This window comes from Agromyces chromiiresistens (genome assembly GCF_029167465.1).
Classification (GTDB): Bacteria; Actinomycetota; Actinomycetes; order Actinomycetales; family Microbacteriaceae; genus Agromyces; species Agromyces chromiiresistens.
Window position 1 is genome coordinate 64,379 of the sequence record NZ_JARFNL010000001.1, and the last position, 26,632, is coordinate 91,010.

The 26,632-nt window shown below is 71.5% G+C and carries 29 protein-coding genes; 17 read left to right on the forward strand and 12 right to left on the reverse strand.

What is annotated here, in order from left to right:
• Positions 1–61 precede the first annotated feature (61 nt).
• The gene (locus PX701_RS00300; protein ID WP_275505156.1) at positions 62–544 is read right to left on the reverse strand and encodes a hypothetical protein; all 483 of its coding nucleotides are present in this window, start codon (positions 542–544) and stop codon (positions 62–64) included.
• 283 nt (positions 545–827) lie between these two features.
• Between PX701_RS00300 and PX701_RS00305 the strand changes: the two genes are divergently transcribed.
• Positions 828–1,016 carry a hypothetical protein gene (locus tag PX701_RS00305; protein ID WP_275505157.1) on the forward strand — a complete coding sequence of 63 codons (189 nt, stop codon included), beginning with the start codon at positions 828–830 and terminating at the stop codon, positions 1,014–1,016.
• A 45-nt stretch (positions 1,017–1,061) separates the two neighbouring features.
• On the opposite strand, the gene ggt is transcribed toward PX701_RS00305, so the two are convergent.
• The 5 genes from ggt to PX701_RS00330 form a co-directional block, all read right to left on the reverse strand.
• Complete coding sequence (ggt, locus tag PX701_RS00310; protein WP_275505158.1) at positions 1,062–2,897, reverse strand: gamma-glutamyltransferase; 1,836 nt, start codon at positions 2,895–2,897, stop codon at positions 1,062–1,064.
• Between the two features lie 91 nt (positions 2,898–2,988).
• Positions 2,989–3,519, reverse strand: coding sequence for a hypothetical protein (locus PX701_RS00315; RefSeq protein WP_231429566.1), 531 nt, complete (start codon positions 3,517–3,519; stop codon positions 2,989–2,991).
• Positions 3,520–4,085: 566 nt separating this feature from the next.
• A complete protein-coding gene (locus tag PX701_RS00320; protein WP_275505159.1) occupies positions 4,086–4,940 on the reverse strand; it encodes an ABC transporter ATP-binding protein in 855 nt (284 codons plus the stop codon).
• The gene (locus tag PX701_RS00325) at positions 4,937–6,073 is read right to left on the reverse strand and encodes a putative F420-0 ABC transporter permease subunit (protein ID WP_420831033.1); all 1,137 of its coding nucleotides are present in this window, start codon (positions 6,071–6,073) and stop codon (positions 4,937–4,939) included. Before PX701_RS00325 ends, PX701_RS00320 begins: the two co-directional genes overlap by 4 nt.
• The gene (locus PX701_RS00330) at positions 6,073–7,083 is read right to left on the reverse strand and encodes a putative F420-0 ABC transporter substrate-binding protein (RefSeq protein WP_231429569.1); all 1,011 of its coding nucleotides are present in this window, start codon (positions 7,081–7,083) and stop codon (positions 6,073–6,075) included. Before PX701_RS00330 ends, PX701_RS00325 begins: the two co-directional genes overlap by 1 nt.
• A 276-nt stretch (positions 7,084–7,359) precedes the next feature.
• Here PX701_RS00330 and PX701_RS00335 point away from each other — a divergent pair, with 276 nt between their 5' ends.
• The 7 genes from PX701_RS00335 to PX701_RS00365 all read left to right on the forward strand — a co-directional run bounded on the left by PX701_RS00335 (position 7,360) and on the right by PX701_RS00365 (position 13,997).
• Positions 7,360–8,340, forward strand: a complete 981-nt coding sequence (locus PX701_RS00335; RefSeq protein ID WP_275505160.1) for an alpha/beta hydrolase — start codon at positions 7,360–7,362, stop codon at positions 8,338–8,340.
• Positions 8,337–9,767: a dihydroorotase gene (locus PX701_RS00340; RefSeq protein ID WP_275505161.1), complete on the forward strand. Its 1,431-nt coding sequence runs from the start codon at positions 8,337–8,339 to the stop codon at positions 9,765–9,767. Before PX701_RS00335 ends, PX701_RS00340 begins: the two co-directional genes overlap by 4 nt.
• A gap of 1 nt (position 9,768) precedes the next feature.
• A complete protein-coding gene (locus tag PX701_RS00345) occupies positions 9,769–10,761 on the forward strand; it encodes an LLM class flavin-dependent oxidoreductase (protein WP_231429572.1) in 993 nt (330 codons plus the stop codon).
• 126 nt (positions 10,762–10,887) lie between these two features.
• The gene (locus tag PX701_RS00350) at positions 10,888–11,724 is read left to right on the forward strand and encodes an ABC transporter ATP-binding protein (protein ID WP_231429573.1); all 837 of its coding nucleotides are present in this window, start codon (positions 10,888–10,890) and stop codon (positions 11,722–11,724) included.
• Positions 11,721–12,557 carry an ABC transporter permease gene (locus tag PX701_RS00355; RefSeq protein WP_231429574.1) on the forward strand — a complete coding sequence of 279 codons (837 nt, stop codon included), beginning with the start codon at positions 11,721–11,723 and terminating at the stop codon, positions 12,555–12,557. The genes PX701_RS00350 and PX701_RS00355 overlap by 4 nt, the downstream gene beginning before the upstream one ends.
• Positions 12,554–13,393 carry an ABC transporter permease gene (locus PX701_RS00360; protein WP_275505162.1) on the forward strand — a complete coding sequence of 280 codons (840 nt, stop codon included), beginning with the start codon at positions 12,554–12,556 and terminating at the stop codon, positions 13,391–13,393. Before PX701_RS00355 ends, PX701_RS00360 begins: the two co-directional genes overlap by 4 nt.
• A gap of 355 nt (positions 13,394–13,748) precedes the next feature.
• Positions 13,749–13,997 carry a putative antibiotic biosynthesis monooxygenase gene (locus PX701_RS00365; RefSeq protein WP_231429576.1) on the forward strand — a complete coding sequence of 83 codons (249 nt, stop codon included), beginning with the start codon at positions 13,749–13,751 and terminating at the stop codon, positions 13,995–13,997.
• Here the strand turns inward: PX701_RS00365 and PX701_RS00370 are convergent.
• Entirely contained in the window at positions 13,994–14,836 is an 843-nt protein-coding gene (locus PX701_RS00370; protein ID WP_275505163.1) for a MerR family transcriptional regulator, read from the reverse strand. The genes PX701_RS00365 and PX701_RS00370 overlap by 4 nt on opposite strands.
• Before the next feature lie 286 nt (positions 14,837–15,122).
• On the opposite strand from PX701_RS00370, the gene PX701_RS00375 reads away from it, so the two are divergent.
• The gene (locus PX701_RS00375; RefSeq protein WP_275505164.1) at positions 15,123–15,962 is read left to right on the forward strand and encodes a response regulator transcription factor; all 840 of its coding nucleotides are present in this window, start codon (positions 15,123–15,125) and stop codon (positions 15,960–15,962) included.
• A 21-nt stretch (positions 15,963–15,983) separates the two neighbouring features.
• Here the strand turns inward: PX701_RS00375 and PX701_RS00380 are convergent, their stop codons facing one another.
• Positions 15,984–16,604 (reverse strand): GNAT family N-acetyltransferase, encoded by a 621-nt coding sequence (locus tag PX701_RS00380; RefSeq protein WP_275505165.1) that lies wholly within the window; start codon positions 16,602–16,604, stop codon positions 15,984–15,986.
• Positions 16,605–16,751: 147 nt separating this feature from the next.
• Positions 16,752–17,846 carry an ABC transporter substrate-binding protein gene (locus PX701_RS00385; RefSeq protein ID WP_275505166.1) on the reverse strand — a complete coding sequence of 365 codons (1,095 nt, stop codon included), beginning with the start codon at positions 17,844–17,846 and terminating at the stop codon, positions 16,752–16,754.
• A gap of 212 nt (positions 17,847–18,058) precedes the next feature.
• Here PX701_RS00385 and PX701_RS00390 point away from each other — a divergent pair, with 212 nt between their 5' ends.
• From PX701_RS00390 to PX701_RS00415, 6 genes are all read left to right on the forward strand, one after another.
• Entirely contained in the window at positions 18,059–18,199 is a 141-nt protein-coding gene (locus PX701_RS00390; RefSeq protein WP_231429581.1) for a hypothetical protein, read from the forward strand.
• Positions 18,200–18,402: 203 nt separating this feature from the next.
• The gene (locus PX701_RS00395) at positions 18,403–19,416 is read left to right on the forward strand and encodes an alcohol dehydrogenase catalytic domain-containing protein (protein ID WP_275505167.1); all 1,014 of its coding nucleotides are present in this window, start codon (positions 18,403–18,405) and stop codon (positions 19,414–19,416) included.
• Positions 19,406–20,626, forward strand: coding sequence for a CaiB/BaiF CoA transferase family protein (locus tag PX701_RS00400; RefSeq protein WP_231429583.1), 1,221 nt, complete (start codon positions 19,406–19,408; stop codon positions 20,624–20,626). Before PX701_RS00395 ends, PX701_RS00400 begins: the two co-directional genes overlap by 11 nt.
• Entirely contained in the window at positions 20,623–21,486 is an 864-nt protein-coding gene (locus PX701_RS00405) for an amidohydrolase family protein (RefSeq protein ID WP_231429584.1), read from the forward strand. Before PX701_RS00400 ends, PX701_RS00405 begins: the two co-directional genes overlap by 4 nt.
• Positions 21,487–21,496: 10 nt before the next feature.
• A complete protein-coding gene (locus PX701_RS00410) occupies positions 21,497–22,336 on the forward strand; it encodes a DODA-type extradiol aromatic ring-opening family dioxygenase (RefSeq protein WP_231429585.1) in 840 nt (279 codons plus the stop codon).
• On the forward strand, positions 22,336–22,683 hold the full coding sequence (locus tag PX701_RS00415; RefSeq protein WP_275505168.1) for a hypothetical protein: 348 nt from the start codon (positions 22,336–22,338) through the stop codon (positions 22,681–22,683). Before PX701_RS00410 ends, PX701_RS00415 begins: the two co-directional genes overlap by 1 nt.
• 10 nt (positions 22,684–22,693) lie before the next feature.
• Here the strand turns inward: PX701_RS00415 and PX701_RS00420 are convergent, their stop codons facing one another.
• The 3 genes from PX701_RS00420 to PX701_RS00430 form a co-directional block, all read right to left on the reverse strand.
• Positions 22,694–22,894: a hypothetical protein gene (locus tag PX701_RS00420; RefSeq protein ID WP_231429587.1), complete on the reverse strand. Its 201-nt coding sequence runs from the start codon at positions 22,892–22,894 to the stop codon at positions 22,694–22,696.
• An 80-nt stretch (positions 22,895–22,974) separates the two neighbouring features.
• Positions 22,975–23,949, reverse strand: coding sequence for an EamA family transporter (locus PX701_RS00425; protein ID WP_275505169.1), 975 nt, complete (start codon positions 23,947–23,949; stop codon positions 22,975–22,977).
• A gap of 113 nt (positions 23,950–24,062) precedes the next feature.
• A complete protein-coding gene (locus tag PX701_RS00430; protein ID WP_275505170.1) occupies positions 24,063–25,151 on the reverse strand; it encodes a 2-phospho-L-lactate transferase CofD family protein in 1,089 nt (362 codons plus the stop codon).
• Positions 25,152–25,204: 53 nt separating this feature from the next.
• On the opposite strand from PX701_RS00430, the gene PX701_RS00435 reads away from it, so the two are divergent.
• Complete coding sequence (locus tag PX701_RS00435; protein ID WP_231429590.1) at positions 25,205–26,146, forward strand: helix-turn-helix transcriptional regulator; 942 nt, start codon at positions 25,205–25,207, stop codon at positions 26,144–26,146.
• An 86-nt stretch (positions 26,147–26,232) separates the two neighbouring features.
• Entirely contained in the window at positions 26,233–26,568 is a 336-nt protein-coding gene (locus tag PX701_RS00440; RefSeq protein ID WP_231429591.1) for a DUF7882 family protein, read from the forward strand.
• Positions 26,569–26,632: the final 64 nt, after the last annotated feature.

Consider the following 26,632-nt stretch of genomic DNA (forward strand, 5'->3'; position numbering starts at 1 on the left):
TCGTTCAGCGCTGAGTTGAGCGGTTCGCGGCAGATTCTCCGACATTTCGGCCGGGGCGAGCTCAGCTGATCGGCAGACGCTTCGGCGTGAAGGTGGGCTCAGTCGGCTGGGCGCCGCGCCGGGGCAGCCTGGCGGCGGAGTTGAGATAGAGGAACGCGAGCACGCCGAACTCGACCAGGCTGAAGACGCTGACGACCAGGGCGGTCCTGGGGGCGGTCGGGCCTGAGAGTTCGAACACGAGACCCAGCAGGGAGGAGACGGTGACCACGGCGAACAACACGCCGAGGTTTCGCGAGAGTGTCCGTCGCGCGGTCATTTGCCACCACGGTCGAGGGGGCGCGATGGGCTCGCCGCGGCCACGGAAGATGCGGGCGCCGTAGAGCACGGCGACGATCGTCCAGACGGTACTGATCGTCATGAACCAGGCATCGCTCATTCCGATCGCTGTCGCTGCCGGTGCCGGAATCGGCAGCAGGTACGCGGCGACGACATACACGAGCTTCCAGCCCCAGCGGGTGATCCTGAGATCGAGGATTCGGCGCAACGGTGCTCCCTGCAGTGCGGTGGAGCAACGATAGCGTGCCTTCGGCTGAACGACGTGCAAGAATCCCTCGCGTGAGCAGCCACCCACCGCCGCCCGACTCCGTTCAGCCGGGTTGGTAGGCGGACCCCATCGCGGGCGACATGCTGCGTTGGTGGGATGGGGCCGGAGTGGTCGGAAACCGAGTTCAAGCTCGCTCGCCCGGTGATCCCGGCCCTGACGACACAAGTTCGACGGGATCCGGCTCGGCCCATTCGGCCGGATCGGTACGCTGTTCGACATCGCCATGTGCGGAGTGCTCGTCGTCGGCGGACTCGTGATCGCCCTGACGGCGCACCCGTTCGGATGGGGTCTGATGGCCGCCGGCATCGGGCTCGAGCTCGTATTCATCGCCGTGGCGATCGTGGTTCGTCGGGTCACGTGCCGCAGCGCCTCACGAGGGCGATCTGGGGTCGACGAGTCCGAGCGGCGCTGAATCAGCACGAACCGCAGCGATGAGTCCGCTGACGAGCCCCCGCGCTCACCCCGCCGGCTCGACCACCAGCCCCGTGCCGCCGCCGCGGCGCACGGGTTCGGCTGCCGCCGTCATGAGCCCGTCGGCGTCGACCTCGATCGCCGCGACGGCGCCGATCTCGGCCGAGGTCGAGAACGTGTGCCCGTACTCGGCGAGCGCCGCCTCGTAGGCCGCCCGGAACGCCGGCTCCGCCGCGACCGCCGCGGTGTTGCGCTGCGAGGCGCGCGGGGCTGCGACCGCCTCGGGCAGGGTCATGCCGAGGTCGATGCGGTTCACGAGCACCTGCGCGACGGTCGTGATGATCGTCGACCCGCCGGGCGAACCGACGACGTAGCGCACCTCCCCGCCGTCGAGCACGATCGTCGGCGACATCGACGAACGCGGGCGCTTGCCGGGCTCGACGATGTTCGGGTCGGCCGGGTTCGGCACGAAGCTGAAGTCGGTGAGCTCGTTGTTGAGCAGGAACCCGCGCCCGGGCACCGTCATGCCCGAGCCACCGGTCTGCTCGATCGTGAGCGTGTACGCCACCGCGTTGCCCCACTGGTCGACGACCGAGAGGTGCGTGGTCGAGATGTTCTCGGTGTCGAGCGGCTCGTCGAGCGCGGCCGTCGCGCAACCGGCCGCATCGAGCGGTGCAGGGGGAACGGGCTTCACCGACGCGGCATCCGGGTCGATCACGCAGGCCCGCGCGTCGGCGAACGACTGGTTCAGCAGCGTCTCGGTCGGCACGTCGACGAAGGCGGGGTCGCCGACGTAGGCGTTGCGGTCGGCGAAGGCGTGCGCCGTGGCCTCGAGGTACAGGTGCAGCGCCCGCACGGGGTCGGCGCCCGCGAGATCGAAGTTCTCGAGGATGTTCAGCGACTCGCCGACGGTCGTGCCGCCCGACGACGAGGGGGCCATGCCGTAGACGTCGAGACCCCGGTACTCGACGTGCGTCGGCGCCTGCTCGAGCACCTCGTACTCGGCGAGGTCATCGGCGGTCAGATATCCCGGGTAGACCGGCAGGGTCGCATCGGGGGTGGTGATCGGCGCCTGCGCGACGGCGGCCATCTCGTCGGCGAGTGCACCCTCGTAGAACACGTCGGTACCGCCGAGCGCGATCTGGCGCATGGTGCGTGCGAGGTCGAGGTTCTTGAAGACGCTGCCGACCTTCGGTGCGTCGCCACCCGGCAGGAAGAGCTCGGCCGTGGCGGGGAAGGCCGCGAACCTCGCCTGGTTGGCGAGCGTCTGGTCGCGGAACGTCTGGTCGACGACGAACCCCTTCGTCGCGAGCAGGATGGCCGGCTGGAGTGCGTCGCGCAGCGACGTCGTGCCGAACTCGTCGAGCGCGGCCTCCCAGGTCGCGAGGGTGCCCGGCGTGCCGACGGAGAGCCCCGAAGAGACCGCGTCGGCGAACGCGTAGGGCGCGCCCGTCACCGGGTCGATGAAGGCGTCGCTCGGCATCGCGGCGGGTGCGGTCTCGCGACCGTCGATCGTCGACACCTCGCCGGTCTCGGCGTCGAAGTAGACGAGGTACCCGCCGCCGCCGATGCCGGCGCTGTACGGCTCGGTCACCCCGAGCGCGGCAGCGGTGGCCACTGCCGCGTCGACCGCGTTGCCTCCGTCGCGCAGCACCTCGAGGCCGACGGCGCTCGCCGAGGCATCCACCGACGAGACCGCACCGCCGAACCCGGTCGAGGTCGCCGGGGCCGGTGGTGCCGGCCGCCCGGTGACGGCGGTCCCCGCTGCGGCGGTGTCGGCCGTCGCAGCGGTCGGTGCGGCGAACGCCGCGAGCGAGAGCGCCGCGGCGATGGCGATGATGCTGCGGCCGGCCGCGAAGCGGCCGCGATCGACGTTGACCATGGGGACCCCCCGAAGTGGTGACATCTGCGTGTTCGCCCTCACGCTAGACCCGGGGCGCGGGGGCGGCAAGCCCCTTTGTGTCTTCGCGGGGTCAGTGCAGGCCGGGCCGGTTCACGCTCGGCGGGATCGCGCAGTAGTCGTAGTAGTACCGGGTCGGCACGGCCGGATCGCTCACGTCGACGATGACGGACGCACCGGAGTGCGGCAGCTCGTCGCCCGCGAGCGTCCACACCGAGAAGTGCCAGACGCCGCGCACCGTGTCGTCGAGCAGGTGTCGGCCGTCGACGACGAGCACCACGTCGTCGCCCTCGGCGCCTACCAGCGTGCGGGCACGGAAGGGGTCGACGAGTTCGGCCCGCAGGGTCGCCTCGTCGACCGTGCCGACACTGCTGCGCACGACGGTCGTGCCGTGCCGGTGGCCCGCCGTGCTCGCGTCGGTCGGGCCGGGTGCGAGGGCGAGGCGGGCGGCGACCGCCGCCGCCAGTTCATCCGCCAGGCGAGCGGATGCCTCGGGGTCGGCGCCGTCGACCGCGATGAGGCGGCGCCCGCGGCGGGCGTTGTGCAGGAACTCGTCGGCGATCCACTCGATCGTCGGCAGCGGGCCGACCTGCATCGGGCTCATGCGCCAAGGCTACGCCGGTCGTTCGCCGCATTGCCGTGCCGTGCCGTGCCGTGCTCCTGCACGTGCAGCGGGGCCCCGCTCGACCCGGGCTGATGGTCGCCGAATTCGTGCGGTCGGAGATCCGGTAGCGGCGATGCAGCGGTCTCCGCCTCGGCGTGCTGAGGCGCGGTCGCTCCGCGCGCGGTGTGGATGTGTGGATGTGTGGACGTACGCGGTGTGGATTTGTGGACTTGTGGACGTGCGCGGTGTGGATTTGTGGATGTGTGGACGTGCGCGGTGTGGATTTGTGGACTTGTCGACATGCGCGGTGTGGATTTGTGGACTTGTCGACATGCACTGCGGGAGGTGAGGCCCCGCCCTCGGCAGGTCCGGGTTCTGGGCTCGAGGCTTGAGGCTCCGTGCTCGACGCTCCGTGCTCCGTGCTCCGTGCTCTGTGCTTGACGCTCCGTGCTCCGTGCTCTGTGCTCTGTGCTCTGTGCTCGACGCTCCGTGCTCCGTGCTCTGTGCTCCGTGACCTGGGCTCCGGGAGCGTGGTCCGAACGCGTGTGCAGCGCGAGCTCGTGGGTTCAGCCGAGACCGGCGTGCGCGCCCGAGCCGGCAGCGACAGGCGTGGCAGCATGCGACGACCCCGGCGCCGCAGCATGCGACCCCGGCGCCGCGACGGCGATGAGCGGGCGACCCGTGATCGGGTGCTCGACGACCTGCGCGCGCACCCCGTACACCCGCTCGACGAGCTCGGCGGTGAGCACCTCGCCCGGTGCGCCCGCTGCGACGACGCGACCGTCGGCGAGCACGATCACGTGGTCGGCGTACGCGGCGGCGTGCGAGAGGTCGTGCAGCGCCGCGACGACCGTGAGTCCCTCACGGGCGAGCCCGGCGAGCAGCTCGAGGGCGGTGAGCTGCGCCGAGAGGTCGAGGTGGTTCGTCGGCTCGTCGACGAGCAGCAGCTCGGGCTGCTGCGCGAGCGCGCGCGCGAGCACGACCCGCTGACGCTCGCCGCCCGAGAGCTCGGCGACGGAGCGCCGCGCGAACGCGGTCGCGCCGACCGCGTCGAGGGCCCGCGCCGCGATCTCCCGGTCGTCGGCGCCGACGGCGGCGAACGCACCGAGGTGCGGCGTTCGTCCGAGCAGCACGGATGCCTCGACGTCGAGCTGCGCGTCGACCTCGCCCTGCTGCTCGGCGAGGGCGACGAGCCGCGCCCGCTCGCGGCGGCGCATGCCGGGCAGCGAACGGCCGTCGAGGGCGAGGTCGCCCGCCGTCGCGCGTTCGACCGCGGCGACGAGGTGCAGGAGTGTCGACTTGCCCGCGCCGTTCGGCCCGACGAGCGCCGTGAGCGCGCCGCCCGGGAGCGTCGCGTCGATGCCGTCGATGATGGTGCGCCCGGCGCGGTCGAAGTGCACGCGGGACAGGTCGAGGCTCATGTCGTGCTCCTTCTGCGCAGCAGCAGCCAGGCGAACACCGGGCCGCCGATCAGGGCGGTGAGGATGCCGACCGGCAGCTCCCGCGGGTCGAACATGGTGCGGGCCGCGGTGTCGGCCCACACGAGGAAGATCGCGCCGGCCAGCATCGACAGCGGCAGCAGCGCCCGGTGGCCCGGCCCGACGACGAGGCGCACGGCGTGCGGCAGCACGAGCCCGACGAAGCCGATCGAGCCGCTCACCGCGACGAGCGCACCCGTGAGCATGGCGGTGCCGCCGAGCAGCAGCACCCGGCTGCGTGCGACGTTCACGCCGAGCGCGGCCGCGCCCGTCTCGCCGACCGCGAAGGCGTCGAGCGTGCGCGCGCTCGCGACGAGCGGCACGCCGACGACGACGAGGGCGACGCCCGAGATCGCGACCGACGTCCAGTCGGTGCCCGCGAGCGAGCCGAGCAGCCAGTTCAGGATCTCGCGGTAGCTGTCGTTCGTCGCGCTCCAGAAGATGACGAGGCTCGTGATCGCGCCGAACACGCTCGTCACCGCGACGCCGGCGAGCACGGTCGCCGTCGGCGAGAGCCGGGCGCCCGCCGAGCCGCCGGCGCGGCCGGCCCGGCCGGCCCCGAGCGCGAGTCCGAGGGTCGCGAGCAGTGCGACGATCGCGCCGGCGAAGGCGGCGAGCGGCAGCATGAGCGACCAGCCGAGCACGAGCACGACGACCGCGCCCACCGAGGCGCCCGACGAGAGGCCGAGCAGGTACGGGTCGGCGAGCGGGTTGCGGGTGAGCGCCTGCATGACGGCGCCGCAGAGGGCGAGGCCCGCGCCCACCGCGGCGGCGGTGAGCACGCGAGGCATGCGCAGCTGCCAGACGATGCCGTCGCGCAGCGGTGAGAGCGTCGACTCGCCGAACCCGAGGTGGGCGCCGACGCTCGCGAGCGCGTCAGCCGGCGACAGCGCCGCCGGGCCGATCGTGACCGCGACCACGATCGACACCGCCAGCAGCGCCGCGAGCCCGGCGCCCCAGAGGAGGGTGCGAGACGCGCCGCCCCGTCGAGTTGCCGAGTTCTGCGCTTCCCGAGCGGGGGAAGGACGGCTTTCGGCGACTCGACGATCGGTGCCGCGGGTGGCAGGCGCGGACATCAGCCCTCCAAAGCGTCCAGCTGGTCGACGATCGAGGCGACGGCGTCGACGTTGCGCACGCCCGCCTCGGTCGCGGGGAAGTCGACGACGACGTACCGCTCGCCCTGCACCGCAGGAAGCGACGCGGTCGCCGGGTTCTGCTCGAGCGCGGCGATCTTCGCGTCGGCGGTGTTCCACGGCGCGTCGACGAGCACGATCACGTCGGGGTTCGCCTCGACCACGGCCTCCCACGACATGGCCGTCCACGTGTCGTGCACGTCGGCCGCGACGTTCTCGAGCCCCGAGGCATCCATGATCATCTGCGGTGCGCCGATGCCGGCGCCCACGAACGGCTGGTCGTCGCCCGACGAGTACCAGAGCGCGCTCAGCCCGTCCTGCGAGGGGGTGATCGCCTCGAGCGCCTCGCGCTGCGACGCGACGAGGTCGGCCGCGCGGTCGGGCACGCCGAAGATCGCCCCGGCCTCCTCGAACTCGCGGAACACCTCGTCGAAGGTGAGCGGGTCGGGCATGTAGCCCTCGCCCTTGCAAGCGGCTGGGGCGACGTACGTCGCGACGCCGAGCGCGCCGAGGGCGTCGCGCTCGCCGGCGCCCTCGGCCGAGAGGTTCGACTCCCAGCCGGCGTAGACGAGGTCGGGCTCGACGGCGAGGGTCGCCTCCTGCGAGGGCACCTTGTCGCTCAGCACCTCGAGGCCGTCGGCCTGCGACGCGGATGCCTCGGGCACGGGCCCGTCGCTGAAGGCGGTGCCGACGATCTTGTCTTCGAGGCCGAGCGCGAGCATGAGCTCGAGCGTCGACGACTTGATGGTGACGACCCGCTCGGGGGCGGCGTCGAACGTGACCTCGGTGCCGCAGTTGTCGAGCGTGAGCGGGTAGGCGGATGCCTCGCCGCCTGCGCCGTTCGCGGCGTCGGCGGTGCTCTGCGAGGCGCCGGCGGGGCTCGCGCAACCGGCGAGCAGGGCGACGGCGGCGACGGCGGTGAGGGCGAGGGGCAGGCGGGCGTGGCGGTGCATGGGCAGAGTTCCTCCGGGATGGCGTGCAGGCGTGTCCGACGACGGTCGGCGACTCGCGGCCCAATCCCGGGCCACCACGACCGGGCAAGTCAGCCCGGTGGTCGCTTCGAAGCCTAACGCCGTGAGGACTTCGGAATCAATACTGGATTCTGGATCCAAAATGGGTCATGATGTCCTCGCGGGCCTCGATCGAGCATTCGATCAGGGCCGGGGCGACGGTTCGCCCGCCGTGTCCGGGTCCCGCGCAACGCCGCGTCGAGATCCGGGAGGACCCGCATGAAGAGCACCGAGGTCGAGTTCTACAGCGAAGGCGATCGCATCGCCGCGATCTGGCGGACGCCCGACGAGGTCGACGGCCCGCTGCGTGCGATCGTGCAGGGCCCCGGCTGGCTCGGCCTGAAAGACGCGAAGCTCTACGTGCGCTACCACGAGGCGCTCACCGCCGCCGGCTTCGGCGTGCTCGTCTTCGACTACCGCGGCTTCGGCGACTCGGCCGGCGACCGCGGCATCCTCTCGCCCGCCCGCCAGCTGCAGGACCTCGTGAACGCCGTCACCTACCTGACCACGCGCGACGATGTGGACGCCGACGCGATCGGTGCGTTCGGCACCGGCGGCACCGGCGGCGGCAACGCCGTGCTGCTCGCCGACGCCGACCCGCGCGTGAAGGCCGCCGTCAGCCAGGTCCCCGTCGCCGACGGCACCGACTGGCTGCACCGCATGCGGCAGGAGCACGAATGGCTGGCCTTCCTCGCCGGCCTCGAGGAGGACCGTCGGCTGCGCGTCGCGACCGGCGCCGGACGCCTCGTGCACCCCCGCGAGGAGATCATGGTGCCGACCCCCGAGCGCCGCGCCACGACCATCAAGGCCGACGTCGACGACAGGATCCCGAGCGCGATCCCGCTCTCGTGCGCCGACGAGATCCTCGCCTACCGGCCCATCGACGCGGCATCCCGCCTCGAGACCCCGCTCCTCGTGATCGGCGTCGAGGGCGACGCGACCACCCCGACCGATCACGCCGAGCGCCTCTACGCCGCGGCGAAGGGGCCGAAGCAGCTCATCATGCAGCGGCACACCACCCACTACGCGGCGTACGACCGCTACTGGACCGAGACCACCCCGCTGATCGTCGACTGGCTCGACCGCTACGTGCGGCCGAGCGACGTCGAGGTCCGCACCACCCGCTCGCCCGGCCAGGGCGAGACCGCAGAACGACTGGAGGCGCCCGTGGAGGCAACGCGTTCGGAGGCCGTGCGATGAGCATCGACCTGAGAATCTCCGGCGGCATCGTCGTCACCCCGTCGGGGCCCGTCGCCGCCGACCTGCTCATCGACGACGGCCGCGTGGCCGGCATCGTCGGCGCCGGCGTCGCGGCCCCGGCCGACCGCACGATCGACGCGACCGGCCGGCTCGTGCTGCCCGGCATGGTCGACGTGCACGTGCACACCCGCGAGCCCGGCTACGAGCACAAGGACGACATCCTCACGACCTCGCAGCAGGCCGCGGCCGGCGGTGTCACGACGATGTTCGGCATGCCGAACCTCAACCCGCCGACCGTCGACGTGACGACCCTGCGCGACGTGTTCGACCGCTACACGGCGAGCTCGATCGTCGACTGGAACCACAACCCGGCGCCGACGAAGTTCGACGACATCGTGCCGATGGCCGAGATGGGCATCTGCGCCTACAAGATCTACATGGTCGTCGACACGGGCCGCACCTACCCGCACCCGGCCGGCACCGGCATCCACGACCACGGCCACCTGCTGCAGATCATGGACCGCATCGCCACGACCGGCAAGCGCTTCATCGTGCACCCGCACGACCAGGCGCTCATGGACTACATCGAGGGCGAGGTGCTCGCCCGCGGCGAGAACACGCCGCAGGGCTACGCCTCGGCGTACGCCGCCCGCGAGGGCGTCATCTGGGACACGGCGATCGACGTCGTGCTGCGACTCGCCGAGGCATCCGGCTGCCCCGTGCACATCGCGCACATCCAGACGCGCCGCTCGATCGACGCGGTGCGCCGGGCGAAGGCCGCCGGCGTCGACGTGACGTGCGAGGTGAACCACTGGGCGCCGTTCCTCTCGACCTGGAACGACGTCGAGACGCTCGGCCCGTACGCGCTGAGCTACTGGGTGCCCGACGACAACCGCGCCGCGATCTGGGAGGGCATGCGCGACGGCACGATCGACATCGCGAGCTCCGACCACGCGCCGCACACGCGCGAGGAGAAGGAGATCGGCTGGACCGAGATGTGGAGCGCCCACACCGGCACCCCCGGCATCCAGTACTACTACGAGCTCATGCTCGACGCCGTCAACCGGGGCGAGCTCACCCTCGAGCGCGCGGTCGACATGGTCGCCCGCATCCCCGCCGAGAAGTTCGGCCTCGCCGGCGTCAAGGGCTCGCTCGAGGTCGGCGCCGACGCCGACATCGTGATCGCCGACCCGGCCCACGAGTGGACCATCACGAACGACGACGTGCTGTCGAAGATCGGCTGGACCCCGTACGACGGCCGCACCATCTCCGCCCGGATCGAGCGCACCCTCGTGCGCGGCCGGGAGGTCTACGCCGACGGCGTCGTCGTCGGCAAGCCCGGCGACGGGAAGCTCGCGGCCGCACGGGCCGAAGGACCAGCGGCGCACGCCGCCGTGGCGGCCGGCTCGGCCGCAGAAGGGAACTGACATGAAATTCGGACTGCTGCTGCCGCACTTCGGCGAGGAGGCGAGCCGCGAGAAGCTGCTCGAGGGCTCGAAGCTCGCCGAGGAGAAGGGCTTCGACTCGGTCTGGGTGCGCGACCACCTCGTGTTCGAGCCGCACGGCGAGATGGAGAAGCCGAACCGCACCTTCTACGACGCGCTCACGACGCTCACCGCGATCGGCGCCGTGACCGAGAAGCTCGAGCTCGGCACGGGCTCGCTCATCCCGTTCCGCCACCCGCTCGTGACGGCGCTCATGGCCGGCACGATCACCCAGCTCGTCGGGCCGCGGCTCATCCTCGGGTTCGGCGCCGGCACCTTCGACCACGAGTTCGAGGCCGTCGGCTGGGGCGACCTCAACCGCGTCGAGATGGTGCGCTCGAACGCCGAGATCCTGAAGCGGGTGTTCACCGAGAACGACGTCACCTACGACGACGGCATCTTCTCGTTCGAGAACGTGACGATCGAGCCGAAGCCCGTCGGCGGGCCGGTGCCGTTCTGGTACTGCGGCGCGACGCCCGCGTCGGCCCGACTTGCGGCCGAGTACGCCGACGGCTGGATGCCGGGACGCATCTCACTGCGCACGATGGAGAAGCGCATCGAGGTCATGAAGAGCATGACGGATGCCTCGGGGCGGCCGATGCCGACCGTCGCCGTGATCCCGCCGACGTCGATCGAGGACACCCGCGAGGAGGCGCTCAAGCACGTGAACATCCCGGGCCTGCTCGCGTGGGCGAACAAGGCGCGGTTCACGGTGAAGCCGGAGTCGGGCAGCTTCCAGACCGTCGAGGACCTCGAGGGCCAGCTCATCGTGGGCGACCCCGACCAGGCCGTCGAGGAGATCCGGAAGTTCGAGGCGCTCGGCGTCGAGCACCTCGTGTTCGACTTCCGGTTCAAGTTCGACCGCTTCTTCGAGCAGATCGAGCTGCTCGGCACGGAGGTGCTGCCGAAGTTCCGCCAGGGGCAGGCTGCGGCGTGACCCTGCCTCTGCCGGTCGAGTAGCGAGCGAAGCGAGCGTATCGAGACCATCACACGGGTCTCGATACGCTTCGCTCCTCGACCGGCGATGAAGCCATCGACACGAAACCTCAACGAGGAGGAGCGAATGACGACGACGACCGAACCACGCGTGCCGGAGGCATCCCCGTCGGCACCGTTGATCTCAGTGCGGGACCTCTCGGTCGCGTACGACGTGGCCCGCACCGGAAAGCGCCTCATCGCGATCGAGGGCGTCGACCTCGACGTGCACGAGGGCGAGTTCGTGACGGTGCTCGGGCCGTCGGGCTGCGGCAAGACGACGTTCATGAACGTCGTCGCCGGGCTCGTGAAGCCGTCGACGGGCACCGTGCTCGTCGACGGCTCGCCCGTCACCGGGCCCGGGCCCGATCGCGCCGTCGTGTTCCAGGACTACGCGCTGCTGCCCTGGCGCACCGTCTTCGACAATGTGAAGTTCGGGCTCGAGATGCAGAAGGAGCTGCGCGGCGACGGCTGGCGCGACCGGGTGCAGGAGGCGATCGAGCTGGTCGGCCTCGCCGGCTTCGAGTCGTCGTACCCGCGCGAGCTGTCGGGCGGCATGCAGCAGCGCGTCGGGCTCGCCCGCGCGTTCGTCGCCGAGCCCCGCATCCTGCTCATGGACGAGCCGCTCGGCGCCGTCGACGCCCTCACCCGCGAGGTGATGCGCGACGAGATCGACAAGCTCATCCAGAAGACCGGCAAGACCGTGCTCTTCATCACGCACTCGATCGAGGAGGCGATCCTGCTCGGCGATCGCATCGTGGTGTTCAAGAGCCATCCGGGTGCGATCAAGGAGGTCATCGAGACCGGGCTCGAGCGGCCGCGCTCGGAGCGCAGCGTGCAGCACGACCCGCGCTTCCTCGAACTGCGCGACCATCTCTGGGACGCCCTGCAGGGCGAGGCGACGGCGGCGGCGGTCTCGAAATGAGCGCCTTCCTCGCGAGCGGGCCGAACCTCGGCCGCGGTGGCGGCGTCGCGGCCTGGCTGGCGGGGCTGAGCCCGGCCGGCAAGGCGGGCGTGCTCGCGGCCGAGGTGGTCGTCATGCTGCTCGTCTGGCAGGTCGTCGTCGGCGTGCTCGGGTGGATCAACCCGGTCTTCCTGCCGCCGCCGACCGCGATCTGGCAGGGCTTCGTGCAGCTCGTCGCGTCGGGCGTGCTGTGGCCGAACCTGCTCATCTCGTTGCAGGCGTGGCTCATCGGCTTCGTCATCGCCGCCGTGATCGCGATTCCGCTCGGCCTGCTCATGGGCACCTCGCTGCCGGTCGACCGGGTCGTCGGCCCGATCGCGTGGACGATCTACGCGACCCCGTCGATCGCCTACCAGCCGCTCGCGAAGGCGTGGTTCGGGTTCGGTATCGGGCCGGTCGTCTTCCTCGTGGCGATCAGCGCCTTGTTCCCGATCCTGCTGAACGTGGCGGCGGGCATGCGCACGACGAACGCCTCGATCATCAGGGCGGGGCGCGTCTACGGCGCGACCCGGATGCAGCTCTACCGGTCGGTGTACCTGCCGTCGACCGTGCCGTTCCTCTTCGCCGGCCTCCGGCAGGCGGTCGTGCTCGCGACGATCGGCATGGTCGTCGCCGAGCTGTCGGGCTCGGCGATCGGCATGGGAGCCCTCATCATCAAGTCGGTCAACACCTACCAGACCGGCCAGGCGTACGCGGCGATCGCCATCGTCATGCTGTGGAGCGTCGGGATGGCGCAGCTCGTGACCCTCGTCGAGCGATGGGTCGCCCCGTGGACGAGGAAGGGCCGGCGATGAGCGTCACCAGCGCGACCGGAACCATGCGCATCGTGCGGCCCCGCCGGGTCGTGCGCCGAGACGAGGCGAAGTGGACGTGGCTCCTCATCGGCGTGGTCGCGGCGATCCTGCTCGTCTGGGAGGCGGCGGTCAGCTGGCTGCACCTGGTGCCCGAGGCCTTCCTGCCGCCGCCCACGGCGGTCGCGGCATCCTTCGCGCAGCTGATGGTCGACCCCGCGTTCTGGCAGGCGTTCGCCTACAGCCTGACGAACGTCGTGATCGGGCTCGTGCTGGCGATCGTGGTCGGCGTGGTGGTCGGCCTCGCGGTCGGCTGGTCGGCGGCGCTGCGGTTCACGGTCGCGCCGTTCCTGTGGCTGCTGTACTCGACGCCGAAGGTGGCGCTCGCGCCGCTGTTCATCCTCGCGCTCGGGCTCGGCAGCGCGTCGAAGATCGCGCTCGTGTTCCTGCTGGCGGTGTTCCCGATCATCCTCAACACGATGGAGGGCGCCGTCACGGTCGGCGGCTCGCTCGTGAACGCCGGCCGCGTGTACGGGGTCAACGGCCTCGCGCTCGGCTGGAAGGTCATCTTCCCGGCGACCCTGCCGTACAGCCTGTCGGGCATCCAGCGCGGCGCGGCGCTCGCCTTCACTGGCGAGGTGCTGGGCGAGTTCCTCGGCGGTACGGGCGGACTCGGCCACATGCTCGAGTTCGCGGCGTACCAGTTCGAGATGGCCGAGGCGATCGCGCTCGTCATCGTGATGGTGATCATCGCGAACCTGACGCTGCTGCTCATCTCGACGCTGCGACGCAAGCTCGCGCCCTGGTACGACGACCGCAAGATCGCGGGGGCGTCGTGACGCTGTCGCCGCCGGTCGAGTAGGCGTCTTCCGCCGATCGAGCAGCGAAGGGGAGCGCATCGAGACCGCTCCACCCGCAGGCCGCCGGCCCCCGCCTCATGCGCGACGACGGGGGCCGGCTCTCGCGCGTCGGCCGCGGTGGCGGGCGGTGCAGATGCGGAGTGCAGAGCTTCGGGGGTGTGCGCGGCGTGCCGCCGCATGACACGCCGCCGGCGCAGCAGGACTTCCTGCGGTGGGCCCAGCACCTGCCGCGAACGCCGAGTTTGCGGTTTCGGCAAGCTTCGTTGCGCCGGCGGAGGGGAACTCGACACTGTGGATTCTCGTCCCCACGTTCCACTCGCTCCGAGAGGCACCCTTGAGCATCGAGACTCCTGCGTCCACCCCGAAGCCGCCCAGCCAGCACGAACTCGCGCTCATGATCTGGCTCGCGGTGACCCCCACCTTGCTCGTCATCAATCTCGCGCTGGGCCCAGTGCTCGCGGTGCTGCCGGTCGTGCCGCGAACGATCGTCGTCGTCACGATCGCCGTTCCGATCGTGATCTACGCGGTCATGCCCACCCTCCACAGGCTCCGTCGGAGGCTCCTCGCACGCCGCACCGCCTAGGCCGCGCGGCCGGCGGTTCGCTCGCCCGCGCCGCCGGCCGGCGGTTCGGCGAGCGAGACGGGGACGGCGATGCTCATCACCTCGCCCGTCGCGCCGGTGGCGAAGGACGGCAGGTAGACCTCGCGGTTCGGGCCCTCGCGCTGCGGCCCGCAATGAGCGGTCAGGAAGTCGTGCACGCCGACCAGGAGCGCCTGATCGTCCGCGTGCACCTGGTCGAGGCTCACGAACACCTCGTCGTGCGCGGGGTCGAGCGTGATCTCCATCCCCTCCGGCGGTCGGATGGCTCCCTCGAACGGCGCGCACACTCGGAGGTCCGCGGGGTACGTCTCGGTGGCGCGAGACCGGAACTCGACGTACACCGGGCCGCCGAGCGGTGCGTCGGCCGCGGTGAGCGCAGCGAACACGCGGCCCGTCAGATCGCGGAGCACCGCACCCGTGTCGGCCAGCGAGGCCTCGCCCCGCACGCCGAGCACGGCCCGTTCGGGGATCGTGCGCCGTCGCACCTCGAGGCCGGCCGGGAGCGCGACCTCTCCCCGCAGCAGAGTCCGCACGTAGTCGAGCGCCTCGTCCGAACCGACCGCGTGTCGCCGATGCCGGTCGCGCATCGCGTCGAAGGCGGCGGCGGAATCGTCGGCATCGAGGACGGTCGCGACCTCGGCGAGCGACACGTCGAGGCTGCGAAGCAGCACCACCCGCCGTGCTCGCTCGACCTGATCCTCGGCGAAGATCCGCCGGTCGGCATCGTCGCGCCGTGAGACCAGCAGGCCGCGGTCCGCGTACAAGCGGATCGCCTTCTGCGATACCGAAGTGAGCCGTGCGATCTGGCCGGTCGTGAACATGGCTCCCACCGTACGAGCTGCCCCAGGGGAAGGCGCAACACCATCCGTGCGAAGCCCCGCCGCATGTGCGACGATGTTGCCGGCTTCTGGGCGCCGGACAGGGTCGCCTGGCCGAGCACCATGGTGCCGACCCGGCCACCCGCCAGGCTCCCGATCGACCTCTGCCAGTTCCGCCTCACGCTGAGGCGGAACTGACATTGCTCCTGTGGGCAATCGTCCTCCTCCTTCGGGAGGAAGGGCAGTCAACCGGCGCCTGAACGTCCAGCGAGCAGCGTAGCTTTGCGGCATGCGTGCAATGGGCCGGGGCAGGTTCCTTCTGGAGATCGCGGTCGGGGGAGTCCTCGTCGCATGGTGGTTGCAGGTCGAGTGGCACAGTCTCAGCACGTCCGTGCCGCTCCGCTCCGACACGTTCACCGGATCGCCGTACGCGACGATCACCGTGATCGGTCTGGGGCTGGTGTTCGCGTCGGCCCGATCGCGGCCCTGGGTCGCCGTTGCCATTCTCGGCGCCATCCTCGTCTGCCAGTTGCTGTTCTGGCCGGCACGGTTCAGTCAGACGGGATGGGTCGCGTATCTGATCCTGCTTCCCGTGCCCTACCTGCTCGCCGAGTCATCGCCGGTCCGTCATCGGCGCTGGCTCCTGGCGTCGGTGATCACCGGAGCGCTCGCGGTGGCGGCGCTCCTCACACTCCCGAGCCTCTCGATGTCGGGGGTGTGGGGAACGATCAACGGACAGCCGTGGGATGCACCGCCGCTCTGGCCCGATATCGCCACCTGGACGGTCGTCTGCGTCGCCGCGGCGCTCGGGATGTGGGCGCTCGGATCGCGCAGCGCACGTGCGCGGCGGGAAGATTCGACGTCGGCATCGCCGCTCGTGAAGACGGCTCCAGCAGCGCCGTCGATCGCCCCGCCGGAAGGCCTCGATCTGCTCTCGCCTCGCGAGCGGGAGATCTTCGTCCTCGTCGCGGCCGGCATGACCAATGCGGAGATCGCACGGCGCGCCTTCATCGCCGAGACCACCGTGAAGAGTCATGTGAGCAGCATCCTCGGCAAGATGGACGCGTCATCGCGGAGCGAGCTCATCGCTCTGGCGCACGCCGGCGGGCTCATCGGCACCGGTCGATAATGTGGGCGACCGGCGTCGATCTCAGCCCTGCGACCACGTGCTCGCGATCCGCTGCACCAAGCCGGCCTTCACAGCCGGCCACTCGTCGGCGAGTACCGAGTACACAGCGGTGTCCCTCCACGTGCCGTCGGCCCGCCTCTGATCCCGACGGAGTACGCCCTCGAATCGAGCGCCCAACCGTTCGATCGCGCCCCTGGAGCGGGCGTTCGCGCTGTCGGCCTGAATCCTCACTCGGCCGAAGCCTTGGTCGAACGCGAACCCCAGCACGAGCAGCTTCGTCGCAGCGTTGACCGCGGTGCCCCAGACCTCGGGGTCGAACGCGGTGGCGCCGACGTGCGTCGACTCATTGCGGAGGTCGAACTCTCCCAGCCACGTTGCGCCGACGACCCGACCGGCTGGGTCTCCGGCCCCTCGTACGGTCCACGCGACCGACGGCTGATCCTCGAGGTAGTACGACTCGATGAATCGCTCGAACGACGGCAGATCCTGCGGCAGCGCGGCGATCCCGCCGCCATATCCGTTCGTGAAGACCTCCTTGCGCCCGATGGCATGGAACAGCTCGGGGATGTCGGCGTGCGTCATCGGCGCGAGGGAGACGACCGGTCCCTCGAGTGAGACGGGGCGAGGCAGGACTGCGGTCATCCGACCAGTGTCGCATCGCGGTCCGCGCCCCCGGTCGACGTCGACGGCCCACCCGCGCGCGAGAGCCCCCGCCGTCATGCGCTGCGGCGGGGGCTCTCGGCGGAAGGTGCGAGTTGCGAGGTGGCGCGAGGCGCCGCGAGCATCAGCTCATTTCGACGCGTCTCCCGGGTACACCAGGTCGGCCGGCCCCTCGTTGGTGAGGCCGAGCAGCTCCTGCGCCTTCAGCAGGTACACGAGCTGCGACTCGTCGAACTCGAGCGGCTGCAGGTTCTGCGTCTCGATCGTCGTGTCCCACGCCTCGGTGTCGAAGGAGAGGTTCGGGCACGCGAGGTGGCCGTCGAGCACCCAGGGGCTCTCCGAGTCGCGCAGGTCGGCGACGTCGAAGTCGTTGGCCTCGTAGATGTCGAGCACGGAGTCGACGTTCTCGGGGAACTCGCCGGGCGCCGGCGCGGTCATGTAGTCGGTCGCCTTGATCGTCGCCCGCAGGAACCGCACGAGCGAGTTCGGGTTCTCGGCGGCCCAGCCGGTGCCCGCGACCTGCACGTCGTTGGCCCAGTTGCGCAGCGACTCGACGATGATGTTCGCGCCGTGCTCCTCGAGCGCGGGACGGTCGTCGGCGTAGAACGGCTGCATCGAGATCTTGTCGTTCACGAAGAACTCGGTCCACGACTCGGAGCCGGGGCCGGGGTAGACCACCTCGGTCTGCACCGTGTCGAGGTCCCAGCCCTCCTCCTTCAGCACGCGCTTGCGCTGGAACTCGGCGGGGTCGCCGGGGGTGCCCGCGAGCACGATCGACGTACCGTCGAGGTCGTCGACCTTCGTCACGCCCTGCTGGGCGGCGAAGTCGAAGTTCTGCCGGCAGTAGTGGCCTCCGACGAGGTCGACGCCGACCCCGCCGCGGATCGCCTCGATGACGGTGCCGGTCGACTCGACGCCGATGTCGGCGCTGCCCGACGCGACGGCCGCGGTGACGTTGTCGGCGGTGATGACCTCGACGTCGAGGCCCTCCTCCTCGTAGTAGCCGAGGTCGTTCGCGAGCACGTACATCGAGTACATCGTGATGTCGGGGAAGGGGATGGCCACCGTGATCTCGGTGTCCTCTGCGGCACCGGGCTCGCCGTCGGCGAGTTCGACCGGGTCGGATGACGCGCCGGGGCCGGCGGCGGCGCAGCCCGCGAGCAGCGCCAGTGCTGCCAGGGCGGCGATCGCGGCGCGGCCGGATCGGGGGATGGATGTGCGCATGACTCTCCATTTCTCAGTGGGATGCCTCGCGGCCGGCCCGGCGAGAAACGGAGGCCGCTCGCGAAGTTGTGGATACGGTATCCAAAAATGAGGGAACTGTCCATGGTCATCGCGAGACCACCGTTCGTCCGGTCCGAGCGAGGGGCGCACAGGTCGACCGCGTAGGGTTGCGCGCACGGGGCCGTTCGAGCTCCCGATCAAAGGTCGTCACCATGTCCGGCAAGTCCCCCAAGAATTCGTCATCGAAGACCGCAGCCACCCGCACGCTCAAGGAGAAGCGGGCCGACAAGAAGTCGAAGGCCGCCAGCCGTGCCGGAAGCGACATCAGCGACGTGACCTCGCGGAAGAAGTGAGGTAACGGCGGGGTCAGGGCGGCGCGCCGGCGCGCGCCCTCGACTCCCGCCGACGAGCTCCGAGTCATCCGTGACTTCGGAGCCTGCTTCGGCGAGCATGGATCGATGCCGATCCTGTCGATCGCTGGACGGCGGTGGCCAGTTTGGATACCGTATCCAGAAATGGGCCGAACGGCCCTCGAGCGCTCGACGAGGAGGCGACGGTGCGCGCAGCGGTGCTCTCGGCCCACGGCCTCGACGGTCTCGCCGTCGCCGAGCGCGGGGCGCCGGGCCTCGCGGCCGGCGAGGTGCTCGTGCGCGTCGAGACCGTGGGCGTCAACCAGCTCGACCTCAACGTCATCGCGGGCGTCGGCCCCGGTGTCGCGGCGAAGCTGCCCCGCGTGCTCGGCATCGACCCCGCCGGCGAGATCGTCGCAGTCGGCGACGGCGTCGACCCGGCCCGCCTCGGCGAGGCCGTCGTCGTGAAACCCAACATCGCCTGCGGCGGGTGCCCGGCCTGCGCGCGGGGGCGCGAGGCCGACTGCCCCGCGCAGGTCGTCGTCGGCGTGCACCGCGACGGCGGAGCCGCCGACCTCGTCGCCGTGCCGGCGCGCAACGCGTTCCCGCGCGGCGCGCTGCCGTCCGCTGTCGCGACGGCGGCCGTGCACAGCGTGCCGATCGTGCTCAACGCCATCGAGACGACGGGGGTCGCCGAGGGCGAGTGCGTGCTCGTCACGGGCGCGGGTGGCACGCTCGGCAGGGCGGCGACCGCGCTCGCCGCGCACCTCGGCGCCGACGTCGTCGCAGCCTCGCGAGGCTCGCTCGACGAGGCACCGCCCGGCGTGCGCACGATCCGCGCCGACGGGACCGCCCGACTGCGCGCCGCGCTCGCCGCAGAACAGCCCGGCGGCTTCGACGTCGTCATCGACGTCAGCGGCCACGGGCCGACGCTCGGTGCGGGCGTCGCGGCGCTCTCGTGGGCGGGGCGAGCGGTGTTCTGCGCCGCCTCGGTCGACCCGGGCGTCGAGCTCGACTCCCGCGACTTCTACCTCAGGCGCAAGCGACTCATCGGCGTCGCGAGCGCCGACTACGCCCAGGTGCGCCGTGCGCTCGACCTCGTGGCCGCGGGTGCGGTGACTCCCGCGATCGGCGCACGCTACGACCTCGGCGACGTGCGCGGGGCCTACCGCGACTTCTCCGACTCGCCGCCAGGAAAGGTGATCATCGATGTCAGCTGAACGTGAGGGTTTCGAGTCGGCTCCCTCGTCGCCTCCTCGAGCGGCGGGCCCGCTCGCCGGCATCCGCGTGGTCGAGCTCGGCCAGTACATCTCGGGCCCGTACGCGGCGAAGCTGCTCGCCGACCTCGGCGCCGACGTGATCAAGGTCGAGTCGCCCGACGGCGACCCGATGCGCCGCTGGGAGGGCCACGGCGCCATGAGCCCGCAGTTCGCCGCCTACAACCGCGGCAAGCGCGCGGTCGTGCTCGACCTCAAGGGCGAGCGCGGACTCGCCGAGCTGCTGCGGCTCGCGGGTGACGCCGACGTGCTCATCGAGAACTTCCGCCCCGGGGTCGCCGAGCGGCTCGGCTTCGGGCCCGACGTCCTGCGCGCGCGCAACCCGCGCCTCGTCAGCTGCTCGATCACGGGCTTCGGGGCCGAGGGCCCGTACGCGAAGCGCCCCGCCTACGACACCGTGATCTCGGCGGTCGGGGGCATGTACAGCCAGGTGGTGCCCGAGCACATCCTGCGGCCGATGGGGCCGGCGTTCTCCGACCTGCTCTCGGGCATGCAGGCCGCCCAGGCGGTGCTCGCGGCGCTGCACGCCCGCAACGCGAGCGGTGAGGGCGAGCACATCGAGGTGTCGATGGTCGGCTCGCTCATCGACTTCCTCACCGAGGCGGCGTCGACCTACCTCGAGACCGGCCAGGTCGCGGGGCCCGACTCTCGCCCGCGGCGGGCGCAGGCCTACGCGTGCCGCGGCTCCGACGGCCGGGCCTTCGTGATCCACATGTCGGTGCCCGAGAAGTTCTGGACCGGCCTCGTCGACGTGCTCGAGCACCCCGAGCTCGCCGAGGACCCGCGTTTCGCGACGCGCGAGGCTCGCGTGCGCAACTACGACGATCTCGACGTCGAGCTCAAGAAGATCACGGCGCGGATGCCTCGGCAGTACTGGCTCGATCGCCTGGTCGAGCACGACATCCCCCATGGGCCGCTCAACACCGTCGCCGATCTCTTCGACGACCCGCAGGTCGCGTCGATGGGCCTCGTCGAGGAGATCGCCGGGCACGAGGGGCCGCTGCGGGTGCCGGTGCCGAGCACCCGGTTCCACCGCAGCGGTCGCCCGGCGCTGCGCGCCGCCCCGAGGCTCGGCGAGCACGACGGGCGACTGCTCGGCGAGGCATCCACGATCATCGACGACGTCGCCGTCGCAGAAGGGACCCGCGCATGACCCGCACCGACGAGCTCGTCGCGATCGACGTGCACACCCACCCGCAGACCGAGGAGTTCCTCGCCGCCATGGGCAAGCGCCACCAGCAGATGGCGAAGCACTTCGGGCGCGAGCGCCCGGTCGTCTCGTTCGCCGAGCAGGCCGACCAGTACCGCGACCGCAGGATGATGGCGGTCATCGTGAACTCCGACTCGGAGACGACCTCGGGCATCCCGGGCGCGCCGAACGACCTGCTCGGCAGGGCGCAGGTCGACCACCCCGACGCGTTCATCGCGTTCGCGGGCATCGACCCGTGGAAGGGCGAGGCCGCGATCGCCGAGATCCGTCGCATGCATGGCGAGTACGGCATCAAGGGCGTGGGCGAGCTCAACGCCTCGCGGCAGAAGTTCCTGCCGAACGACCGCCGCTTCTTCCCGATCTGGGAGGCGTGCGCCGAGCTCGGGCTCGTGGTGATGTTCCACTCGGGCTTCCCCGGGGCGGGCGCCGGCACACCCGGCGGGGGCGGGTACCGGCTCGAGAACGCGCGCCCGATCCCGTACCTCGACGACGTCGCGGCGGAGTTCCCCGAGCTCAAGGTCATCAGCGCCCACCCGGCCTGGCCGTGGCACCTCGAGAACCTCGCGATGGTGTGGCACAAGTCGAACGTCTACCTCGACCTCTCGGGCTGGGCGCCGAAGTACCTGCCGCCCGAGGTCGTGCGCTACGCCGACTCGCTCATCACCGACCGGGTGCTGTTCGGCTCGGACTGGCCGGTGATGACCGTCGACCGGTGGTTGACCGAGTTCGACGACCTGCCGTTCAAGCCCGAGTCGCGGCGGAAGATCCTGCTCGACAACGCCCGCAAGCTGTTCGGAATCTGAGAGGCGAGACATGGCCGAACTCGTGCTCGCGGCGGCGACGCCGCACAACCCGCTGCTCTGGCGCGCGATGCGCGACCCGATGCCCGACGACCTCGCGGGGGTCGCGGCGAACTTCGCGCGCTTCCGGCGCGCGTTCGCCGAGCACGACGTCGACGTCGTCGTCGTCATCGGCACCGACCACCTGCGGCAGTTCTTCTACGACACGTCGCCGGCGTTCGTCGTCGGCAAGGCCGACTCATACCACGGCACGTGGGAGAACGAGGTGCGCACGTTCGGCATGGACGCCGTGGAGGTCTCAGGCCACCGGGAGCTCGCCGACGAGATCTCGGGACGCACCGTGCTGCCCGAGGCGATCGACTTCGCGGTGAGCCTCGAGTGGCGGCTCGACCACAGCTTCGTCATCCCGCTGCAGTACGTCAGGCCCGAGCTCGACCTGCCGGTCGTGCCGATCCACACGAACGCCTCGATGCCGCCGGTGCCGAGCGTGCGACGCTTCATCGCGCTCGGCGAGCACCTGAGCCGGGCGATCTCGTCGTGGGAGTCGGACGCGCGCGTCGCGATCCTCACCTCGGGGCACATGGCGAACGACGTCGGCGGTCCGCGCACGTTCGCGGGCTCGCCCGACCCCGCCTTCGACGAGGCGGCCGCCGCGTGGATGCGCGACGGCGACCTCGACGGGGCGATCCGGGTGTGCAGCGACTTCGAGCGCATCACCGAGGCCGGATGCATGACCTACCAGTACCTCAACGCGATCACCGCGCTCGCGGCGATGGGCCGCCCCGCCGACTTCGTCGACGTCGCCGAGTCGCGCTTCGCGTCGAGCCCGTTCTTCCTGTGGGGGAGCCGCTGATGACGAAGTACATGGTCGACAAGTTCATGCGGTACGTCGAGCTGAGCGACGCGCGCGTGGCGGCCTACGCCGCCGATCCTGCGGCCTACGTCGAGGGATGGCTCGGCGCCGGCGCCGGCGCGGAGGGCGCGACCGACGACCGTGTGCTGACCGAGGCGGAGCGCGCGGCCTTCGCCGCCCGCGACTACGCGGCGCTCTACGCGCTCGGCGCCCACCCCTACCTGCTGTGGCACTTCACCGAGGCGGTGCATGCTCACGAGTTCACTCCCGAGCAGGGATGGCGCGAGCTCGTCGAGCGGTATCGTGCCGGCGTGGCGCCGCAGGGGGTCGTCGACTACATTCCGTAGGGCGGTCGGTTCACTCCTCCACGCCGGGGTCGCCGCCGTCGAGCCCGCCGTCGGTCGAGTCGGTCATCGGCTCGGCGTCGTCGGTCGTTCCTCGCTCGTCGGAGGCGCGCTCGCGGTCCTCGACGTCGCGGGCCAGGCGCTCCGCCCGCTGGTCGCCCGCGCGCCGGGCCTCGGTGTCGGCGGTGGTCTCGGGATCGTTCATCGAGGTCATGTCGCCCTCCAGGGTCGCTCGTCCGGGTACGCGACCACGCTCGCAGCAGGCGGTCCGTCGGGCAACGGGCTTGACAGGGCTCAGGCGACGCCGAGCAGCACCGAGGCCGCGAGTGCGAGCAGCGCGCCGACGAGCTGCACGCGTGAGAGGTGCTCGCGCAGCACGATCCAGGCGAGCGCCATCGTCGCGAGCGGGTAGAGGTTCGTGAGCACGGCGACGACGGCGACGTTGCCCGCGTGCAGCCCGAGCATGAGCAGCACGTTCGCGATGCCCGTGAGCAGGCCGGCCGCTGCCGCGGACAGCATCGCGGTCGAGGCCAGACCGTGCGTCCCGGCCTCTGCAGGAGATTCGTCGCCATCCTCGGTGCGGGCGGGGGAGCGGTCGGATTCTCGAGCAGGAGCTGCGGACTCGAGCGACGCGGCGGGCGGGTCGAGCAGCGCGAGCAGGCGGCGGATCGGTGCGCTCATCGGCGCGAGCAGTGCGACGGCGAGCAGCACGACCGCGCCCGTGACCGAGTCGAGCAGCACCGGGATGAGCCCCGAGTCGTCGGGCACCCGGTCGAGGGCGACCGTCGCGAAGCCGAAGCCGAGGCCGGCCGCGAGCGTGAACACGACCGTGCGGGTGCTGAGGCCGCTGACGCTCAGCCGATGCTCCATGCCGATCAGCACCGAGCCGACGACGGCGGCGACGACGGCCACCCAGACCAGCGGACCGAGCGGATCGCCGATGATGAGTGCCGCCGCGACCGGCACCGCCGAGCTCAGCAGGGCGATGACGGGCGTCACGAGCGAGATCGGCCCGGCGGCCAGTGCCGCGAAGAACGCGAGGAAGCCGATGAGCGCGAGCACCCCGGCGATGAGCCCGCTCGTCACCGCCGGCAGCGACCAGACCCCACCGGTCGCCGACACCACGACGACGAGCACGAGCGCGGCGACCGCGTAGTTGACCGTCGTCGACGCGAACACGGTCGCGCGCCGCGCCGCGACGCCGCCGAGGAAGTCGGCGACGCCGTAGGCGAGCGCCGCACCGAGCGCGAGCGCCACGACTGCGATCATCGCCCAATCCTCCCGCGGCCGACCGACACCCTGCCATCGCACGACTGCCTGCCGTCGAGCACATCCGGTCGGTCGACCGGGTCGACCGGGTCGCCCGACCGCTCGCCCACGCGCTACTCGACGGTCGGCAGGGCGCCCGCGAGCTCGAGCGCGGCCTCGGCGAGCGCCGCCGAGGTGTCGACGTCGCGCATCCACAGCGGCACCGCGGCCGCGACCAGCCCGGCCTCGGCGAGCGGGCCCAGCGCCGAGGCATCCGTCTCGTCGACGAGCCAGCCGTCGATGATGCCGCCACCGGATCGCGCGCCGTAATGCCGGCCGACCGCCTCCGCGCTCGTCTCGACGCCGATGACCGGCAGGCACGCATCGGCCATGCCGCGCACGACGCGGCCGCCGATGATCGGCGAGACGCCGACGACCGGTGCGGATGTCGCGGCGAGTGCCTCGCGGATGCCGGGCACCGCGACGATCGTGCCGATCGACACGACGGGGTTCGACGGGGCGACGAGCACCACGTCGGCGCCCTCGATCGCCTCGACGACGCCGGGGGCCGGCCGGGCCGAGGCGAGGTTCCGCTGCGTGAAGGCGAGCGCGGGGACGGCGGCGCGGTGCCTGGTCCACCACTCCTGGAAGTGCATCGCCGCCCTCGTCGGCGCGCCGTCAGGCGGCGGTGCGTCGGCCGGCGCCCCGGCGACCGAATCGCCCAGTGCGGCGGCATCCACCGTGACCCAGGTGTCGACCTCGGTGTCGGTCGCGGGGACGAGTCGCGCCCCGAGCGGCCAGCGCCGCTGCAGGCGGTCGCCGACCTGCGACGGGGTGAGGCCCTCGCGCAGCCACGCGGTGCGGGCGAGGTGCGTGCCGAGGTCGAGGTCGCCGAGGGTGAACCACGGCCAGCTGACGCCCCACTCGCGCAGCTCCGCGGCGACGCGTTCGGTCTCGCCGGCGCGACCCCAGCCGCGCTCGGTGTCGTTGACGCCGGCGAGGGCGTAGAGCAGCGAGTCGAAGTCGGGCATGAGCCGCACGCCCGCGAGCCACACGTCGTCGCCGGTGTTCACGACGACGGTGATCTCGTCGGGGGAGGCGCCGCCGGGCCGCTCGCCGACCGCCGCCCCCGCCTGCGCGTCGGCACGACGCCGCACGGCCTCTCGCAGCCCGAGCACGAAACGGGAACCGCCGACGCCGCCGGCCAGCACGGTGATCTTCACCCTGACATCGTCCCATCGGCCGCGGCCCCTCGAAAACGAGGCAGGATGGTCCGATGGGCGAGGTGATGAGGCTCCGATCCGGAGACGTCGGCGTGGTCGAGCCGATCTGGCAGCAGTTCGCCCCGAGCGCGCGCATCAAGCGGGTCGAGCCCGCACGATTCCGGTTCGAGTGGGATTCGGCCTCGCTCGACGGCTTCTCGGTCGTCGAGTACCGGCTCGACGCCGACGTGGACTCCGTGGTCGACGCCGCCGACCAGCTCTTCGTCTGCCAGTTGACGACCCCCGGCGGCGGCGTGGGCACCGCACGCACCGCGTTCGACGCGGCGATGCCGTGGGCCTGCAGCCGCAGGCCGGTGGAGGCGAGCTGGCGGGGCGAGGCGCAGGTGCGGGCGTTCATCTTCGACCTCGCCGGCGCCGAGCGCCTGGCGCGGCGCATGAGCGGCGACGACGCGCTGCGGCTGCGGGTGCTCGACCCGCAGCCGAGATCGGCGGCCGCCGGACGCGCCTGGCTCAGCGCGTTCGACCACGTTCGTCGTTCGCTCGTCGACGACGGCGGGCACGACGAGCCGCTCATCGCGGCCGAGCTCGCCGCCCACGCGCTGCGGATCACGCTCGCCGCGATCCCGACGACCTACCTCGACACGATCGAGCGGTCGCCGCAGCGCGGCCCGGCCGACGCCACCGTGCGCCGTGCGATGGCCTACATCGACCAGCATGCGCGCGAGCCGATCACGGTCGACGAGGTCGCCGAAGCCGTGCACATCTCGACGCGCGGGCTGCAGTACGCGTTCCTGCGGTCGACGGGCGAGTCGCCGATGCAGTACCTGCGACGCGTGCGCCTCGCCGGCGCCCACGACGAGCTCGTCCTCGGCGTCGAGGCGGTCGCGGTCGTCGCCCGGCGCTGGGGGTTCGGGCACTCGTCGCGCTTCGCGCGCTACTACCGCGAGCAGTACGGCTGCACGCCGAGCGAGCAGCTCCGCCGCGCGCGTTCCTGACGTCGTTCGTCATCTGCAGCGAGTCGTTCGCATACCGGCTGCTTCCGCAGCGCCCCGGGGGCGACCGCGCTCCTACGCTCGATCGCATGGGCACCATCTACTACGGCAGCGGCTTGAGCACCCGCATCGAGGACCGCGCGCTCGCGCACCTCAAGGTCGCGATCATCGCGAAGCTGCGCCGCAACGAGAGCTTCACGCTGTCGTGGGCGCATCCCGAGGACCACCCCGAGGGTCGGAGCACTCTCTGGCTGCACCCCGCGATCCCGCTGCGCTTCGTCTTCGACGAGCCGGAGGCGCCCGAGCTCAACCGCGAGTGGCTCGAGCAGCTCATGCGTTCGGCGAACAGCACCGGCGGCATCCAGCTCGTGCCCGAGCACCTCGAGCCGCTGCAGCAGTCGCAGCCGCAGCGAGAGGTGGCCTGACCCGACCCTCCCTCGCGTGCTCATCCGAGCAGCCCATTGCCCCATCCGCGCCCCGGCGAGAGTA